The following is a 17,722-nucleotide window of genomic DNA, read 5'->3' on the forward strand; positions in this document are numbered from 1 at the left end:
GGAATGCCCCGCCAGGGGGGGGGGGACACAATACGCGCGGCCGGAAAAGCAAAAAGCCCCCCAGCCAGCCCTTGGTGGTCTGGCTGCGGGCTTTTTTGTATGTCTCGACTCAAACACTGATCGCGTTGGTAAACACCAACCGATTACCAAACGGATCAGCAATCGTCATGTCCTGACTGCCCCACGGCATCGCCTGAATCTGTGGGTGCGAGAACTTGTAGTCCTTGGCCACCAGTTGCTGCTGGAACGCCTCCAGCTCATCGGTCTCGATGCGCAACGCCGAACCCGGGGTCGCATCGCCATGATGCTCGGACAGGTGCAGCACGCACTCGCCACGCGACACCTGCAGATACAGCGGGAAATTGGCTTCGAAGCGGTGCTGCCAGTCGATCTTGAAACCGAGGAAGTCGACGTAAAACTCCAACGCCTTGGCTTCATCGAAGATCCGCAGGATCGGGGTGGTTTTGCCGAAGCTCATGGGGTGCTCCCTGACTTGTTTGGCCCAAAAGTGTAGACGGGCTGGATGTCAGCAATTCGGCTTGGCGGTGGCTTTCTTTAATTGCAATGTGCCACCACTGTGACGCACTCCGCGAAACGTCAGCGAAAGTTGTTGCGCAAATCCCCGTCCCGCGCCAGAAACCGCCCCTCCCTGCGACCATTCGCCTGCCCATCGCGATAACTCAACACACCATTGACCCACACCCCATCAATCCCCTGCGCCGCCCGCTGCGGATCAGCGAAATCTGCCACATCGCGCACCGTCGCCGGATCAAACAGCACCAGATCCGCCCAATAGCCTTCACGAATCTCGCCGCGCTCTTTCAAGCCAAACCGCGCCGCCGACAGGCCGGTCATCTTGTGTACCGCCGTGTGCAGCGGAAACAACCCGAGATCGCGACTGAAATGGCCGAGCACTCGTGGGAAAGCGCCCCACAGGCGTGGATGCGGGAATGGGTCTTCCGGCAGTCCGTCAGAGCCGACCATCGACAGCGGATGCGCGAGGATTTTTCGTACATCCGCCTCGTCCATGCCGTAGTACACCGCGCCCGCCGGTTGCAGGCACTTGGCGGCTTCGAGCAGTGGCACGTTCCATTCGGCGGCGATGTCGATCAGGTCGCGACCGCTGAGTTCGGGGTGCGGCGTCGACCAGGTGATGGTGATGCGATGGGCATCGGTGACTTGCTTCAGATCCAGCGTCGAAGAACTCGCCGCGTAGGGATAGCAATCGCAGCCCACGTGCTGGGTTTTCGCCGCTGCTTCCAGCGATGCGAGCAGCTGCGGACTGCGCCCCCAGTTACCGACACCGGCGCATTTGAGGTGGGAAATGATCACCGGCGATTGCGAGTGACGGCCAATGCTGAACGCTTCGTCCATCGCCTCCAGCACCGGTTCGAATTCACTGCGCAGATGGGTGGTGTACACCGCGCCGAATGCGGTCAGTTCTTCGGTCAGCTGTTTGACCTCATCGGTGGAGGCGCTAAAGGCGCTGGCGTACGCAAGGCCTGTGGATAAACCGAGCGCGCCAGACTCAAGGCTTTCACGCAATTGCTCGCGCATCGCGGCGATTTCGTCTGGCGTTGCAGTGCGAAACAGGTCGTCGAGGTGATTGCTGCGCAGCGCGGTGTGACCGACGAGTGCGGCGACGTTCAGCGTGGTGTTCGCCGCTTCGACGGCGGCGCGGTAATCGCTGAAGCGTGGGTAAACGAATGCGGCAGAGCTGCCGAGCAGGTTCATCGGGTCCGGCGGATTGCCTTTGAGACTGACCGGCGAGGCGCTGATCCCACAGTTGCCGACAATCACCGTGGTCACGCCCTGGCTGAGCTTGGGCAGCATTTCGGGCTGGCGGATGACCACAGTGTCGTCGTGGGAGTGTACGTCGATGAAACCCGGGGCGAGCACGCGGCCGGCGGCGTCGATTTCCTCCGTGGCGCGGGCATCATGCAGGTCGCCGATACGTTCGATGCGCCCGTTGAGAATCGCCACATCAGCGCGGTAGCCGGGCGTGTTGCTGCCATCGATGACGATGGCGTTGCGGATCAGCGTGTCGTACTGCATGTCTGTCTCCCGGCGGAAGTCAGCGTCAACTCCTGCCCTTGATCAAATGGTGATCGAAGCCTTGCTCCACCAGATACCGCCAGGCTACCTGAACCTCTTCGGGGATCGCCTGTTCGACCTGAAAACCCAACGCAGGGTAAACCATGATGCGGTGCACATCGCCGACCATTTCGTCGATCAGGCCCAGCACCCCGATCAGGTTGCTGACGTCATCAGGAAAATCGAACGACGGCGCATCCACACAGGCTTCCAGTCCGGGCCACTGCACGGGCAGGGTCAACGCCACGCGCCGGATCGAATTGGGTTTGGTCAGAAACGTCGCACGACGCACGTCGGGAAACATCGCTCGGGCAAACGCGATGTTTTCGGCAAAGTTGGTCGCGCGGGTTTCCAGGGTGAACTGCTGCGCCGTCACCCCTTGCGCCAAGGCGCGTTGGGCAAAAATATCGGCTTCGGAGCGTTCCCACAAATGCCTGGTCCAGTTGCCGGTATTGCCGGTGAACAACAGGTGGGGGGCCACGCCGTCTTTCAATAGTTGGCAAGCGTAATCGCAGACCCGCAGGTCGTAGGAGCCGCAGACCACAATCAGTTCACAAGGGCTGTGTTGGCGCCCCGCACCGAGGAATTTCCAGAGCACGCTGGCGTGCTGCAACGTCAATGTCATGACCGGGCAAACCTCTGGCTCGGGTGCGCGTTGATGAACAGCGCTCCATCGGCATAACCGTGCGCGCCCCTGCCGTCCAGCCTGAGCGCAAGCCGGGTGAAATCGGCATACACACCTGCGGCGCCATGCGCGGTCAGCGTCGGGTCGTCGCCAATGCCGATGCACAGTGCGCCGCTGCTGACCGCCGACTGCACGCCGCTGACAGAGTCTTCGAACACCAGGCATTCATCACTTTGCCGACCCAGTTGTGCCGCCGCCAGGCGATAGGGATCGGGGGCCGGTTTGCCGCTGCGTACGTCGTCGCGGCAGATGATGCTGTCGAACGCCGACATCAGGTCGTGTTGCTGCAGAACGTGGTCAACCCGCGCCCGCCAACTGCTGGTGACCAGCGCCAGGGGCACGGCGTGCTCGCGGAGTCGGGCGATCAACGCCGCGACGCCCGGCACCAGCGCACAGTTCGTCACCTGCTCGATGGCGTCGACTTCACGCTTGATCGCCACCTGCTGCGCTTCGCCAAACTCTGCGAACAAGGTCTTGAGGGTATAACCGCCGGGACGGCCATGGATGTGCTCGTCGATGAAATCCTGATCGACGCTGACCCCGTACTCGCGCGCCACGGTGGTCCAGGCGTGTTCAATCACCTCGCGCGACTGAATGAGCACGCCGTCCATATCAAAGCAGACGGCTGTAAACGTTTGTTGAGCCATGAGTTGAACTTCGCATTTTCTGATGAGCAATGAACGCCAGCACCGTTGCGACCAACGCGAACAGCGCCATCACGTAGTAGGACCACTGCGGCCGGGTCTGGTACAGGTAGCCGGCGAAAGGTGTGGCCAGGCCCATGGGCAACGCCACCGCCAGGGAGTAATAGACCCCTTGAGTAAAGACCTGAATATCCGGCGGTGCCTGGTCGCGGATAAAGCGCATGATCGCCGCGTGGTAGGCGGCAAAACTCAGCGCGTGCAGGCACTGCCCCAGCAGGATCAGCGACACCGCGTCGCTGTTGGCAAACAGCGCCCAGCGCAGCGCCGCACACACGCTGGAAAACATCACCAACGACAACGGCGCGCAAAACGCCAGGACTTTGTTGGACAGCGCGAACCAGGTGATTTCCGCAATCACGGCCACCGCCCAGAACATGCCGATTGCCGAGGAAGAAAAACCCTTCACCCCCCAACCAATCGAAGCCGTGGAAAAGTACAGGGTGTGACTCAGTTGAATGAAGCTGGCGGCAGCAATCGCAATCAGCAGGCTTTTGTGCGCCAACAGAGCTTTCCAGTCAGGCCGTTTGCGCGTCGGACCGGACGGCGCCAGATGCGCCCGCGACACCTGGCGCTTTAGACGCAGACACGCCACAGCGGTGATCAACATGCTCGATGCGATCACCAGCGGCACCCACGACTGGCTGTACTGCGCAAACAGAAAACCACCGAGGGTCGAGGTCAGGATAAAGGCCGATGAGCCTACCGCCCGCACCCAACCGTAATTCTGCAGGGCCAGTTTGTCGCGCTTGAGCAGATAGGACTCGGACAGCGGCAACACCACCATCCATACCCCTCCAAACAGCACACTCAGGCACACGAACATCCATAAGTGCGCCGGGATGAAGTAGAACAGCAACGTACATAACGCGGCGGTAACGCTCAGCACAGCGGCGAGCCGCAACTGATCCACGCGCCAGTCGGCCACATAGGTGATCAGCACCCCGGTCACCACCTGCGGCCAATACGCCGCGGCGATCAGCAAGCCGATTTCACTGGCACTGAAGCCCAGGGAATCCAGCCAGGTCGGCCAGAACGGATAGATGATCCCTTCCGCCGCAAAGAACCCGAAAAAGATTAAATACATTCGTCAACCATACGCCTGACACTCCAGAAGCAGGGCTCCCCAGGAGCCCTGAATACCATCCATTATTCGAAGCGTTGCTGGGTGAAGCTGTTTTTGCCCTTGCGCCAGACGATCAGCGATTCACTCATGACCACCAGATCGACCATGCCTTCTTTCAGCGCATCCAGTGCGTCCTGGGAAGAGCACACGATCGGCTCTTCATGGCGGTTGAACGAGGTGTTGATCAAGGCTGCCTGACCGGTTTTCTGGTGCCAGGCCGTCAGCAGGCGATGCATGAACGGGTCGCTCTGCGGGCGAATGATCTGCGGGCGCGCCGTGCCGTCGATGTGCACCACCGCCGGACTTGCCTCGCGAAATTGCGGATGGCAGTCGTAGGTCATGGTCATGGTATCGGCAGCCACTTGCTCCTCGTCCCAACCGACGTAGCAGGCCGGTGCTTGCTCAATGGCGGTGACCGGGCCGAACGGCATGAACTCGGTGCGGTGCATGCGTTTGTTGAGCCAGTCGTTCACCTCGGCATCCTGCGCGTGATAGACGATGCTGCGGTTGCACAGCGAACGCGGGCCGAACTCCATCTTGCCCTTGAACATGCCCAGCACCTGATTTTCCGTCAGGGCCTCGGTCAACACCTCGATGATGTTCGACGGCGTGTGATAACCGAGTTCAGGGTAGTCGCGATTGATCAGGTTGATGTTCTGCGAAACGCTGCGCGATTCCGGGCCAAGCATCATCGACGGATTCTTGAAGCGGGTGCCGTTTTCCAGGTACGCGGTACCGACCGCAGCAGCCAGTGCCAGGCCGCCATCGCCCATGCACGGCAGCACGTAGACGTCTTTGACGCCCGGGATCTCACGCAGACGCTGGTTGAGTTTGACGTTGCCAAACACGCCGCCGGCCAGGCACAGGTTGGCACTGCCGCGCTGGGCCAGATGATGGCTGACGGTGGCCACCAGCAGGTCTTCGCTGTGACGCTGTACAGCGGCGGCGATGTCCTCGGGGGTTTCCCGGGCAAACAGGGTTTCCAGCGGCTCGCTGTAGGTGTTGTAGGACGGCAGGAACATATCGCCGCAGCGCGCCTTGATGCGGCCGTCTTCGAAACGGATCATCTGCTGCATCACGCCCAGCAGTTTCTGCGGATCGCCGAATGCGGCCAGACCGGTGACCTTGCCTTCGTGGCGGTTGGGCTTGTAACCGAGCAGGTGGGTGATCCGGCCGTAGAAATAACCGAGGCTGTCGATGCTGGTTTCGCGTTGCAGCACCGTGGTTTCTGTCGGGCTGTACCAGGTGACGGTCAGCGACTGAAAGTCGCCGCGTCCGTCGCACGTCAGGGTCAACGCGTCCTCGAATGGCGAGCAGACATAGGCACCGAGCGCATGGCACTCGTGGTGATCAATGTAGTACGCCTTGCCTTGCAGACTGTTGTCGACGATGAACTGGTCGAATTCGCCGCGCTTTGCCTTGTCGTTGTTGATTTCATCGGTCACACGCTGACGGAACTGCGCAAGGCCCTGGGGGTTGCTCCTGACTTCCTCGACGATGCGATCGAAGTACAACGCCAGATGTTTGTCGGCACTGAAACCGGCGTTCCATCCATAGGCGACATGATCGACGTCTTCCAGCGACACGCCGGCCTGGCTCAACACAAACTCAATGGACTTGGCCGGCCAGATTTTATGGTCCTTGATGCGGGTGAAACGCTCTTCACTGACCGCCGAAAGAATCTGACCATCACGTACCAGGCAAGCACCCGCCAAATCATTGTTTGTAATACCCAAAATGATCATAACTATTCCTTGTTTTCGCCAATTGAGGTGACGGCTTCGCCCACGCGCGTAGCGTGCAATGCAATAACCAGAGTCAATGACAGATGCCGGCCGTCATGGCCGACCATTACTCATCGGGAGATCGCGGATTCATGTAGGTCCGCCGGGGGGATACGCCTTTACGAGAAGGCATCAATGTGTCTCGCCATCGCAAATTCCTTTTGCCAGAAAACTCCATGGGCGGTGCCGTGCTGCACGGGCCTCATGCCTGCAACACGTGAAGGGCGACGTGCATCGCAGCCGCCCTCGTTTCACCGCGGTAGCAGCCTAGTCGGTAATTTCCCGAACACCCGGCGAAGTCCCCGCTAAAAATTAAATTCCACTGGCATGCGGCGTATTTGCGGGGGTTTACCGGGACAAAAAAACGGACGATGACGGCGTGCCATTCAACTTTTCTGTTTTTGTTCCAACGCTTTCGCGAGCAAGCCCGCTCCCACCGGTTGTTCGCATTCCGTCAGCCAGAATGCGCTTAACCTGTGGGAGCGGGCTTGCTCGCGAATGGCTTCACGCGGTGCAGCGTTAACTCACACCATTTCGTTACGAATCCACTCCACCACCGACGTACGCTTTGGCGCCCAGCCCAGCAGTTCACGAGCGTGTTTGCCGCGTACGCGGCTGTTCGAGCCAAGGCCGTAGTTGGCCATTTCGTAACCCCACTCGGCTTCGGCGTCTCGCAGCGGCCAGTCTTGTGGCTCGCCGAGATTCAGCGCTTCGGCCATGGCAGTGGTCATGTCGATGAACGAGGCTTCACCGCTTTCGACGAAGTAGAAAGTGCCCGGTACATTTTTGGTCAGCGCCAGCAGGTACAGGGCGACGACGTCTTCGATGTGCACGTTGGACCAGATGTTCTGGCCAGTGCCAACGTGGCGCACCACCCCACTTTTGCGTGCTTGTTTGAGCAGACGCGGCAACTGCACGCTGTCGCGATTGACGCCCAGGCTGTGGCCATAGATTAGGGTGTTGCAGATCACCGCCGAGTTCACCCCGTCCTTCGCGGCGGCGAGGATCAGGTTGTCGATCGCCACACGGGCAGCCTTGTCGACGGTGGGCTCCGGCAGGTTGTCTTCGTAGTAGATGACATCGCTGGACTTGCCGCCCGAGGCATCGCCGACGATGCTCGAACCGCTGGTGTGCAGGAACACTTTGTTCGAACCGCGCAGGGCACCGAGCAACGCTTCGACAGCACCGCGATGGTCGCTGCTGGCGGCGTTGATCACCGCATCGGCGGCGCGGGCCTGTTCAGCCAGCAATGTGCTGTCTTCGAGGGTGCCGATCACCGGGGTGATGCCCAGTGCCTTGAGCTCTTCGGCCTGTTCGGCGCTACGCACCAGGCCGGTGACATTATGTCCGGCCTGAACCAGACCGGTAGCGATCGAGCCGCCGATAAACCCGGCAGCGCCGGTGATGAATACGTTCATGGAGAAACTCCCTGCGTGAATAAGTGATGCAGCGAGTATCGACCGGCCACCCCGATGGAAAAACCCGCCCTCGCCCAAATCAATGTTGCGCAGGGGTCACGAATCAACCCTTGAAATCGGCGCTGGCGTACGCCGCGAGTTTGCTCTGGATGAAGTCGAGGAAGCACTGAATGCGCAGCGCCAGTTGCGAGTTCCGGTAGTACACCGCGTTGATCGGCTGGCGATAGCCGCTGTTGAATTCCGCCAGCAGCACCTTGAGGCGCCCGGCGCGAATGTCGTCGATGGTCATGAAGTGCGAGAGGCAGGCAATGCCCTGCCCTTCCAGCGCCAGATGGCGCACGGTCTCGCCGCTGGAAGCGCTGATCGCCGGGGTGATCGGCCAGCGGTCACCGTGCACGTAACGCAGCGGCCACTGATTGAGGCCTTCGTTGTGGGTGAAGCCAAGCAGGGTGTGTTCGCTCAAGTCGGCGACCTGCTGCGGCGCGCCGTGCTTTTCCAGATAGGCCGGGCTGGCGACGATCAGCAGCGGACTGCAACCGAGCGAACGCGCATGTAACGTCGAGTCGGCAAGGGTGCCGATGCGGATAGCGACGTCGGTGCTTTGTTCCAGCAGGTCAATGATCAGGTCATTGCTGTTGAGTTCGAGCTGGATGTCCGGGTACAGGCCACGGAATTCGTCGATGTACGGCACGATGGCGTGCAGCATGAAAGGCGACGCGGCGTTGATCCGCAGGCGTCCGGACGGGGTTTGCTGGCGTGAGGACAGTCGCTCTTCGAGGGCGTCCATCTGATCGAGAATCAGCTTGGCCTGCTCGAAGAAATACTTGCCCTCCTCGGTCAGGTCCATGCGCCGCGTGGTGCGGTTGATCAGCGTGGTGTCGAGCTTGGCTTCCAGCCGCGACAGTGTGCGGCTGACCGCCGAGGGGGTCTGGCCGACCTGCTCGGCAGCGGCGGAAATCGAACCGCATTCGATCACGCAGACGAAAATCTGCAACTCATCGGATCTGGCTTTCACGGAAACTCTCTAATCGAATGCGTACTCATTGTGGCGAGGGAGCTTGCTCCCGCTGGAGTGCGAAGCGCTCCCCTGCGGTTCAGGTAAAAGCGAGGGCCGCTGCGCAGCCCAGCGGGAGCAAGCTCCCTCGCCACAGGATCAGGCCAAGCCATTCGATAGTAGCCTGAAATCCATCAAGCCTTGAGACCAAACACCTGTTTCAGATGCTGCTCATACCGCGCCACATCATTCTCGATGTTCGGGCGCTTCATCACGTCCACACACAGGAACGTCGGCAACCCGCTCATGCCCAAGAACTCGTTGGCCTTGTGGAACGGGAAATACACCGCATCCACACCTTTGGCTTCAAAGAAATCGCTCGGGTCATCAAACGCCTGCTGCGGCGCGTTCCAGGTCAGCGACAGCATGTACTGCTTGCCCTGAATCAGACCGCCGCTGCCGTACTTCTGCGACGCATCGGAACGGGTCCGACCATCGCTGGCATAGAGGCTGCCGTGGCCTTCGGTGAAGACTTCGTCGAGGTACTTTTTCACCGTCCACGGCGCACCCATCCACCAGCCCGGCATCTGATAAATGATCACATCGGCCCAGAGAAATTTGGCCACTTCTTCAGCCACGTCGTAACCCTCGTCGATGAACGTGGTTTTGACATCCAGACCGCCACGATCCAACACGCTCAGCGCGGTTTCGTGCAGGGTGGCGTTGTAACGACCGTCGGAGTGAGCGAATTTCTTGCCACCATTGAGCAACAACACTTTTTTCATCGGAACGCCTCGCGCAGCCATTGGGCTGGAGAAAGATGGGAAAACGAATGGCGGCAGGTTAACCATCCCTCTCGCGCGGAATAAGCCGCGTCGGCGCAAAATACATTTGATCAAAAAGCACGAATCGAATGCCGATTGTTGCAATAGCATTCCCGGCCATCTGCATTTGAGGAGTTGTTTTGATGAGTGAACGCCACGGTTTCATCCTGCATGCCAAGACCCGCCCGGAAAAAGCCGAGGCCTTCGAAGCGCTGTTTCGCGCCTATGTCGAACCGAGCCGCGCCGAGCCAGGCTGCATCGAGTACCACATGCTGCGCGACAAGGAAGACCCGACGCTGTTCATCTTCTACGAGATCTGGGAAAGCCAGGCGCACCTCGACGTGCATTCGAATCTGCCGCACATGCGCGAGTTTTTCGACAAACGCATGACGTATCTGGAGCGTGATTTCGATATCCGTCGGATCGACATGCTCAGCGCCTCGTCGGCTAGCCGCTGATCAGCAAATGGGCGCCGAGTGCGCCCAGTCCGATAAAGAACACCCGCTTGAACAGCACAGCGCTGATGCGCTGACGCAGCCATTGGCCGAACCCCATGCCCAGCATCGCCGGGATCAGCACCAGCAGCGACGCACTCAATTCGCCACTGCCCAGTGCGCCGCGCCAGAACAGGCCGCCGGCCAGCGCCAGAGTCGACACGGTGAACGACAGGCCCAGCGCCTGCACCAGCTCATCGCGACTCAAACCCAGCGCCTGCAGGTACGGCACCGCCGGAATCACGAACACACCGGTGGCCGAAGTGATAACCCCGGTGATCAGCCCGCACAGCGGACCCAGCCACGGTTCATGCCGAGGATTGACCTGCAGCGTTGGCAGCAACAACCCGCTCAACGCATACAGCAGCAACGCCGCCCCCAGCCCACGCACCACCCAATGCCCGCCTGCCATGCCTATCGACAACGTGCCGACGGCGGTGCCGAGGAAGATCATCAACAACAGCGGCCACAGGCGTTTGAGCAGCCCTTTCAAATGCCCGCCGAACGCCAGTTGCCAGACATTGGTCAGCGTCGCCGGAATGATCAGTAACGCGGCTGCCTGTGACGGCGCCATAGCCAGACCGAGCAGGCCCATGGCGACGGTGGGCAGACCGAGGCCGATCACGCCTTTGACCAGCCCGGCCATGATGAAAGTGGCGATGACCAGCAGGGACAGAGCCAAGCCGAGGTTTTGATAGAAGTCTGCAAATGCGTTCATGGCGCTACTGTGCGCTTTGGCGGGTGCGTTGAAAATCTGCCATATACTGAGGCTGCCTCTGCCGGTACAAGAGGCTGTTAATTGCGTTGCGGCTGATGGCCCCTTCGCGAGCAAGCCCGCTCCCACAGTTTTGGATTCACCACTGATCCACTGTGGGAGCGGGCTTGCTCGCGAAGAGGCCCGCCCAGACACCACAAAAACCACAGGCGGCCCCATGCACTTCGACCTCACCGACCTGCGCCTCTACCTGCACATCCTCGACGCCGGCAACATCACCGCCGGTGCCGCCCGCAGTCATCTTTCGCTCGCCGCCGCCAGCGCGCGCATCCGTGCCATGGAAGCCTCGCTGGGCACCGAGTTCCTGCAGCGCGGTCGTCGTGGGGTGAGCCCGACACCCGCTGGCAAGGCACTGGCCCACCACGCGCGCATCCTCCTGCAACAGGCCGAACGCATGCAGCAGGATCTGGCCGACTACGCGCAGGGCGTCAAAGGACAGGTGCGACTGTTGTGCAACACCACGGCGATCACCGAATACCTGCCGGAAGTGCTCGCGGACTTTTTGCGCGAGCATCCCAACCTCGACATCGATCTGCAGGAACTGCCCAGCGCCCGCATCATCCACGCCTTGCGCCAGGGCGCAGCCGATATCGGCATCGTCTCCGATGCAGTGGACACCACCGATCTGCAGACCCAGCCGTTTCGCGACGACCCGTTGCGACTGATCGCGCCGCACGGACATCCACTGGCCGACGCCGCCGAGGTCAGTTTCAGCGCCGCTTTGCACTACGATTTCGTCGGTCTGAGCACCGACAGCGCGCTGGCGATCTACCTCGAAGAACAGGCGCTGCACAGCGGCTCGCGCATGCAGGTGCGGATCCGCGCCGACGGTTTCGAAGGGGTGCTGCGCATGGTCGCCCGAGGCGCCGGCCTCGCCATCGTGCCGCTGGCGGCCATTGAACGCGCGACGCCGCGCTCATTCAACAGCATCGCCCTCAATGAGCCATGGGCCCGCCGCACGCTGATGCTCTGCGCCCGGGACTTCAGCGCCCTGCCAGGTTATGCCAAAGCCTTGCTGCAAGCCTTGACTCTCCCCTGAGGGGCAGACTTCATCCTTGGCGTTCAACGGCAAGGAGCATGACCATGGGCAAACGCATTCTGCTGATTCTCGGCCATCCCGGCGCGACGAGTTTCTGCGCCGCACTCGCCGAGCGCTACGCACAATCAGCGCTCGATGCCGGACACCAGGTGCGTCAGCTACGCCTGGGAGAGATGGCTTTCGACCCGGTGTTGCGCCAGGGGTATCAACAGGTTCAAGCGCTGGAAGAAGACTTGAGCCGCGCGCAATCCGACATCCTTTGGGCCGAACATCTGACGCTGGTCTACCCGATCTGGTGGGGTGGCATTCCAGCGCTGCTCAAAGGTTTTTTTGATCGGGTGTTGCTGCCGGGATTCGCCTTCAAATACCGAAAAGGCAAACCCTTTCCCGATCAATTGCTCAAGGGGCGCACCGCGCATTTGCTGGTGACGATGGACACGCCACTCTGGTATTACCGCTGGATCTACCGGATGCCGGGACTGCATCAGGTGCGCAAGACCACCCTGCAGTTCTGTGGTATCAACCCCCTGCGCACGCTGACCTTCGGCCCGCTGCTTGAGTCCAGCGACCGGCAGCGCCAGCGCTGGCTGCAACAGGCGCACGCTATCGCCCGCCGCTAAGTCTGCCGATAATGCGCCGCACGGTTTCACATTGAAAAAGGACTTTTATGTACATCGGCCAAGCCGCGCAACGTGCCGGCACCACCATCAAAAGCATTCGCCACTACGAGTCGATCGGTCTGCTGCCCGCGCCCCGGCGCCAAGGTAAATATCGCCTCTACGACCAACAAAGCATCGAACTGCTGATCTTCATCAAATGCGCAAAAGAGATGGGCTTCAGGCTCCGGGAATTGCAGACGATTTTTGCCGCGCATCATGGCGAGGCCATGCCATGGGATCTGGCCCAACAGGCTATCGAGGCAAAAAAACGCGAGATCAACAGCAGCATCGCTGAGCTGACGCGGCAATACGCGCAACTGGAAGGTTTCGAAATCGACCTTGAACGGGCGCGGGTCGAATGCCCGCTGGAAAACCTTTGACGGTTTGCGCGTTTCTGAGCAGCTCGATGTCGAGCACAGACAACTGAGCGGCAACCGGGCGCTATAGGGTGCGAGTTGGTTTCTTTGCCATCCGCCCACTGCCCGGAGTTCTCATGACCGCGACCGCCCCCATCACCGTTTTGCGCGACACCCACCCGCTGCCGGTACTCGATGCCTGCAAATGGGAAAAACTCGAAGGTGACCCGCACACCGTCAACCTCAACGCTTACACCAGCGAAGACGGCAGCAAGATCATGGGCACCTGGATCTGCACCCCGGGCAAGTGGCGGGTCGATTATGTGAAGTGGGAGTACTGCCATTTTCAGGAAGGCTACTGCATCATCACCCCGGACGGCATGGCGCCAATCCACCTGCGAGCCGGCGACATCTTCGTGGTTGAACCGGGGATGAAAGGCACTTGGGAAGTGGTCGAGACCGTACGCAAATATTTCGTCTTCGCCTGACAAGCAAAAGATCGCAGCCTCCGGCAGCTCCTACAGGGTGTACATTTCCCCCATGTAGGAGCTGCCGAAGGCTGCGATCTTTTTTGCCTTCTATAAAAACCTGTGGCGAGGGAGCTTGCTCCCGCTCGGCTGCGCAGCAGTCGTAACTTCGGTTAATGCGGTTTTTCTGAAGAACCGCATTAACCGGGTTTGGGTCTGCTGCGCAGACCAGCGGGAGCAAGCTCCCTCGCCACAGAAGCACTCTTGCCACCAGAGCATCGGCGATCCGAATTTACTGCGGCTTGCGATAGCTGTTGATAATCGCCGAGAAGTCCTTGCCGCCCTCCCCGCGCTGGCTCATCGCCTGATACAACTGCTGCGCCACCGCGCCGAGCACCACCGGTTGATGCGCCTGACGCGCCGCTTCGGTGGCCAGCCCCAGATCCTTGAGCATCAGTTCGGCACCAAACCCACCGGTGTAACCGCGCGAGGCCGGCGCCGTTTCGACGATGCCCGGCCACGGGTTGTACATTTCCGAACTCCAGCAACGCCCGGTCGAGCTGTTGATGATTCCGGCCAGCACCGAGGTGTCGATCCCCAGTGCATCGCCCAGCGCCATGGCTTCGCTGACGCCGACCATCGAGATCGCCAGCAGCAGGTTGTTGCAGATCTTGGCGATCTGTCCGGTGCCGACTTCACCGCAATGCACGATGTTGCGGCCCATCTGCGCCAGCACCGGTTGCAGGGTGGCGAACAGTTCCGGGGTGGCGCCGACCATGAAGGTCAGCGTGCCAGCGGTCGCGCCGCCAGTGCCGCCGGAGACCGGGGCATCAGCCATGGCCACGCCTTGTTTGGCGGCAGCGGCGGCCACATCACGAGCAGTCTGCGGATCGATGGTGCTGCAATCCACCGCCGGCACGCCTTTGCCGATACCGGCCAGCACACCGTCCTCACCGAGCCAGACGCTGCGCACATGCACCGCCGCCGGGAGCATGGTGATCACCAGTTCAGCGTCTTCAGCTGCTTCGCGGGCCGAGGCGCGGATAGTGCCGCCCAGTTGCTCCAGTTCCGCCAGCACAGTCTTGTTCAGGTCCACCAGGTTCAGCGAGTGGCCGGCCTTGATCAGGTTGCGCGCCATCGGCGCGCCCATGTTGCCCAGACCGATAAATGCGATTTTCATGGCGATTCCTCAGCGCAGGTTGATGGTGGTGTTCACGCCGTCGTTGACGCTGTCGTCATCGAACCAGCGCGCCGTAACCGTTTTGGTCTGGGTGTAGAACTGCACCACTTGCTTGCCGTACGGACCGAGGTCGCCGAGTTTCGAACCACGGGAACCGGTGAAGCTGAAGAACGGCACCGGCACTGGAATCGGGATGTTGATGCCGACCTGGCCGACGTCGATTTCCGTCTGGAATTTGCGCGCCGCTGCACCGCTCTGGGTGAACAGGCCCGTGCCGTTGCCGAACGGGTTGGCGTTGACCAGTGCGATGGCCTGATCGAGGGTGTCGACTTCCAGCACCACCAGCACCGGGCCGAAGATTTCCTGGGTATAGATCTGCATGTCGGTGGTCACGCCCGAGAACAGGGTCGGGCCGACGAAGTTGCCTTGCTCGTAGCCCGGCACCTTGATGTCGCGACCATCGAGTTCAAGCTTTGCGCCTTCCTTGATGCCGCTTTCGATCAGATCGAGAATCCGCGCCTTGGCTTTCTTCGAGATCACCGGACCAACATCGGTACCCGCCTCGCTGCCAGCGTTGACCTTGAGTTTCTGCGCCAGCGCTTTCAGATCCGGCAGCCACTGTTTCGCCGCACCGACCAGCACCACCACCGAGGTGGCCATGCAGCGTTGCCCTGCCGCACCGAAACCGGCGCCGACCAAGGCATTCAGCGCTTGCTCGCGATTGGCGTCCGGCAGCACGACGGCATGGTTCTTCGCACCCATCATCGATTGCACGCGTTTGCCGTGCTTTCCGGCCAAGTCGTAAACGTGCGTACCGACGGCGGTCGAACCAACGAACGATACGGCTTTGATGTCCTTGTGGGTGCACAGGCCATCGACGACGTCCTTGCCACCGTGCACGACGTTGAGCACGCCCGCCGGAACGCCCGCCTCAATCGCCAGCTCCACCAGCAGCATGGTCGACAGCGGATCCTGTTCCGAAGGCTTCAGGACGAAAGTGTTGCCGCAGGCGATCGCCATCGGGAACATCCACAGCGGAATCATCGCCGGGAAATTGAACGGGGTGATGCCGGCGCACACGCCGATTGGCTGGCGCAGGGTGTAGGTATCGACGCCACCCGCCACGTTTTCGGCGAACTCGCCCATTTGCAGGGTGCCGATGGAACAGGCGTGTTCGACCACTTCCAGGCCACGGAAAATATCGCCCTCGGCGTCGGCAATAGTCTTGCCCTGCTCGGCGCTCAGCACTACGGCGATGCGCTTGGAGTGCTCGCGGATCAGTGCCTGCAGCTTGAGCATGATGCGCATCCGCGCGCCGATCGGGGTCAGTTTCCAGGTCTGGAAGGCGCGGTGTGCGGCACGGATGGCGGCATCGACTTCAGCAGCGGTGGCGAACGGTACTTTGGCCAGCACTTGCTGGGTCGCCGGGTTGACGATGTCGTGCCACTCAGTGGTCTGCGATTCGACCCACTCGCCGTCGATCAGCAACTTGACCTTCTGGACCGTGGTTTCGTTGGGCGTAAGCGATGCGTTCATGCTGGTCTCCGAAACTTGTTTTTATCGTAGGAGCCAAGGCGAAAGGGTTCGCCTTGAGATGAGGCGTGTGTCACGAATTGGTTGTCGGACTGTTTTTGGAGTATAGATGTGCAAACTTCTAATAAGAACGCACATATAAGCCCGTCCATCATGCAAAAAAACATCACTTCCCTGGGGTCGCTGAACTGGGACGACCTGAAGTTTTTCCTCGAAGTCGCCCGTACCCGCAAGGCCAGCACCGCGGCCAAACGGCTCGCCGTCGACTACACCACCGTGTCGCGGCGCATCAGTTCGCTGGAAGCGGCATTGGGTACGTTGCTGTTCGAAAAATCGCGCACCAGCGGTTTTGTCCTGACCACTGAAGGCCAGCGTTTGCTGGGCTATGCCGAGTCGATTGAAAGCACGTTGCACATGGCTTGCGAGCAGGTCTCGGGCTCTGGTGTGGCACTTTCCGGGCATGTACGCATGGGCTGCACCGAAGGTTTCGGCAGTTTTTTCATCACCCCGCAGCTGAGCCACTTCGTCGACGCCTACCCAGCGATCTCGGTGGACATCCTGCCGCTGCCGCACTTCATCAGCCTGTCCAAGCGCGAGGCCGATATCGTCATCGCTTTGGAACGCCCGGAGCACGGCCCGTACGTGTGCTGCAAACTCTGCGACTACCGCTTGCAGCTGTACGCAACCCAGGACTACCTCGACCAGCATCCGCCGATCCGCCGACCGGCCGATTTGGGCAAGCATCAATTCATCAGTTACGTGGATGACCTGGCGTTCAGTTCGGAGCTGCTGTACCTGGCGAACGTGCTGCCCGGCGCCAGCGCAAACCTGCGCAGCACCAGCGTGATCGCGCAGTTCGTCGCGGCGCAGCAAGGGCGTTCACTGGCGATTCTGCCGTGCTTCCTCGCGGCGCAGGATCCGCGCCTGCTGCCGGTGCTGCCCGAGGAAATCGACATCACCCGACAGTTCTGGATGTACTGCCGGGAGGATCTCAGGAAATTGAAGCGGATCACCCTATTGTGGGATTACATCCGTGAGGTGACCGAGCGTAATCAGGGTCTGCTGATGGGGCAGACCCGCGAGATGCGGTTTGCCGATTAATCGGCGCTGACCACAATCGACACCCGGCGATTCTCGGTGCGTCCGGCGGCAGTGTCATTGGACGCCACCGGCTCGCTGCTGCCCAGTCCGCGCAGCTGAATGTTCTCTTCCTTCATACCGACGGTGGTCAGCACTTTGGCCACGCTTTTGGCCCGACGCAGCGACAGTTGCTGGTTGTAGGTTTCCTTGCCCGAGGCATCGGTATGACCGTCGACCCGCACCCGCTCGATACCGACGCCGAGCAGTGCCTTGCCGATGCGTTCGACGATTTCGGTGCTCTGGTTGTTCAGGCTTTCGATATCGCTGCCAAACAGCACTTTGCCGGACAGGCCAAACTCCCAGCCCTCGTCGGTCGCTTCGAAGCCTTGTTGTTTTAGGACGGCGATCTGCGCCGGGGTCAGGCCTTTCTGCGGTGCGGTCTGGCACCCGGTCAGCGCCAGTACGGCGATCATCAGCAAGGCGGAAAACAGTCGAGCGGGAAATGTGAACACG

Annotated in this window: 19 protein-coding genes; 6 read left to right on the forward strand and 13 right to left on the reverse strand. The window is 60.7% G+C overall.

Annotation, left to right across the window (positions count from 1 at the left end; translation table 11 throughout):
- Positions 1–109 precede the first annotated feature (109 nt).
- The 9 genes from LVD08_RS09120 to LVD08_RS09160 all read right to left on the reverse strand — a co-directional run bounded on the left by LVD08_RS09120 (position 110) and on the right by LVD08_RS09160 (position 9,587).
- Complete coding sequence (locus tag LVD08_RS09120; RefSeq protein ID WP_007962133.1) at positions 110–478, reverse strand: glyoxalase superfamily protein; 369 nt, start codon at positions 476–478, stop codon at positions 110–112.
- 119 nt (positions 479–597) lie between these two features.
- Complete coding sequence (locus tag LVD08_RS09125; RefSeq protein WP_247267962.1) at positions 598–2,055, reverse strand: N-acyl-D-amino-acid deacylase family protein; 1,458 nt, start codon at positions 2,053–2,055, stop codon at positions 598–600.
- Between the two features lie 25 nt (positions 2,056–2,080).
- Positions 2,081–2,719: a YdcF family protein gene (locus tag LVD08_RS09130; RefSeq protein WP_247267963.1), complete on the reverse strand. Its 639-nt coding sequence runs from the start codon at positions 2,717–2,719 to the stop codon at positions 2,081–2,083.
- Positions 2,716–3,426, reverse strand: coding sequence for an HAD family hydrolase (locus LVD08_RS09135; protein WP_247267964.1), 711 nt, complete (start codon positions 3,424–3,426; stop codon positions 2,716–2,718). The genes LVD08_RS09130 and LVD08_RS09135 overlap by 4 nt, the downstream gene beginning before the upstream one ends.
- Entirely contained in the window at positions 3,392–4,567 is a 1,176-nt protein-coding gene (locus LVD08_RS09140; protein WP_247267965.1) for an MFS transporter, read from the reverse strand. The genes LVD08_RS09135 and LVD08_RS09140 overlap by 35 nt, the downstream gene beginning before the upstream one ends.
- 62 nt (positions 4,568–4,629) lie before the next feature.
- A complete protein-coding gene (locus LVD08_RS09145) occupies positions 4,630–6,351 on the reverse strand; it encodes a carbamoyltransferase family protein (protein ID WP_247267966.1) in 1,722 nt (573 codons plus the stop codon).
- A gap of 563 nt (positions 6,352–6,914) precedes the next feature.
- Positions 6,915–7,808: an NAD-dependent epimerase/dehydratase family protein gene (locus LVD08_RS09150; protein WP_247267967.1), complete on the reverse strand. Its 894-nt coding sequence runs from the start codon at positions 7,806–7,808 to the stop codon at positions 6,915–6,917.
- A gap of 103 nt (positions 7,809–7,911) precedes the next feature.
- Positions 7,912–8,823 (reverse strand): LysR family transcriptional regulator, encoded by a 912-nt coding sequence (locus LVD08_RS09155; RefSeq protein ID WP_027614142.1) that lies wholly within the window; start codon positions 8,821–8,823, stop codon positions 7,912–7,914.
- A gap of 173 nt (positions 8,824–8,996) precedes the next feature.
- Complete coding sequence (locus LVD08_RS09160; RefSeq protein WP_027614143.1) at positions 8,997–9,587, reverse strand: NAD(P)H-dependent oxidoreductase; 591 nt, start codon at positions 9,585–9,587, stop codon at positions 8,997–8,999.
- 182 nt (positions 9,588–9,769) lie between these two features.
- Between LVD08_RS09160 and LVD08_RS09165 the strand changes: the two genes are divergently transcribed.
- Entirely contained in the window at positions 9,770–10,084 is a 315-nt protein-coding gene (locus LVD08_RS09165) for a putative quinol monooxygenase (protein ID WP_247267968.1), read from the forward strand.
- Here LVD08_RS09165 and LVD08_RS09170 read toward each other — a convergent pair.
- Positions 10,074–10,838, reverse strand: a complete 765-nt coding sequence (locus tag LVD08_RS09170) for a sulfite exporter TauE/SafE family protein (RefSeq protein ID WP_247267969.1) — start codon at positions 10,836–10,838, stop codon at positions 10,074–10,076. The genes LVD08_RS09165 and LVD08_RS09170 overlap by 11 nt on opposite strands.
- Positions 10,839–11,052: 214 nt before the next feature.
- Here LVD08_RS09170 and LVD08_RS09175 point away from each other — a divergent pair, with 214 nt between their 5' ends.
- The 4 genes from LVD08_RS09175 to LVD08_RS09190 all read left to right on the forward strand — a co-directional run bounded on the left by LVD08_RS09175 (position 11,053) and on the right by LVD08_RS09190 (position 13,437).
- On the forward strand, positions 11,053–11,934 hold the full coding sequence (locus LVD08_RS09175) for a LysR family transcriptional regulator (protein WP_247267970.1): 882 nt from the start codon (positions 11,053–11,055) through the stop codon (positions 11,932–11,934).
- Between the two features lie 44 nt (positions 11,935–11,978).
- The gene (locus LVD08_RS09180) at positions 11,979–12,554 is read left to right on the forward strand and encodes an NAD(P)H-dependent oxidoreductase (protein ID WP_096795292.1); all 576 of its coding nucleotides are present in this window, start codon (positions 11,979–11,981) and stop codon (positions 12,552–12,554) included.
- 47 nt (positions 12,555–12,601) lie between these two features.
- The gene (locus tag LVD08_RS09185) at positions 12,602–12,973 is read left to right on the forward strand and encodes a MerR family transcriptional regulator (RefSeq protein ID WP_097090440.1); all 372 of its coding nucleotides are present in this window, start codon (positions 12,602–12,604) and stop codon (positions 12,971–12,973) included.
- Between the two features lie 113 nt (positions 12,974–13,086).
- Positions 13,087–13,437 carry a cupin domain-containing protein gene (locus LVD08_RS09190; RefSeq protein WP_003221437.1) on the forward strand — a complete coding sequence of 117 codons (351 nt, stop codon included), beginning with the start codon at positions 13,087–13,089 and terminating at the stop codon, positions 13,435–13,437.
- A gap of 271 nt (positions 13,438–13,708) precedes the next feature.
- Here the strand turns inward: LVD08_RS09190 and mmsB are convergent, their stop codons facing one another.
- Both mmsB and LVD08_RS09200 read right to left on the reverse strand, forming a co-directional pair.
- Positions 13,709–14,596, reverse strand: coding sequence for a 3-hydroxyisobutyrate dehydrogenase (gene mmsB, locus LVD08_RS09195; RefSeq protein ID WP_007962098.1), 888 nt, complete (start codon positions 14,594–14,596; stop codon positions 13,709–13,711).
- 9 nt (positions 14,597–14,605) lie between these two features.
- Positions 14,606–16,132 (reverse strand): CoA-acylating methylmalonate-semialdehyde dehydrogenase, encoded by a 1,527-nt coding sequence (locus LVD08_RS09200; protein ID WP_247267971.1) that lies wholly within the window; start codon positions 16,130–16,132, stop codon positions 14,606–14,608.
- 150 nt (positions 16,133–16,282) lie between these two features.
- On the opposite strand from LVD08_RS09200, the gene LVD08_RS09205 reads away from it, so the two are divergent.
- Positions 16,283–17,230 (forward strand): LysR family transcriptional regulator, encoded by a 948-nt coding sequence (locus LVD08_RS09205; protein WP_007962101.1) that lies wholly within the window; start codon positions 16,283–16,285, stop codon positions 17,228–17,230.
- Here the strand turns inward: LVD08_RS09205 and LVD08_RS09210 are convergent.
- Positions 17,227–17,682: an OmpA family protein gene (locus LVD08_RS09210; protein ID WP_171061906.1), complete on the reverse strand. Its 456-nt coding sequence runs from the start codon at positions 17,680–17,682 to the stop codon at positions 17,227–17,229. The genes LVD08_RS09205 and LVD08_RS09210 overlap by 4 nt on opposite strands.
- Between the last annotated feature and the right edge of the window lie 40 nt (positions 17,683–17,722).

Source organism: Pseudomonas sp. YL2 (assembly GCF_023063025.1).
Taxonomy (GTDB): domain Bacteria; phylum Pseudomonadota; class Gammaproteobacteria; order Pseudomonadales; family Pseudomonadaceae; genus Aquipseudomonas; species Aquipseudomonas putida_A.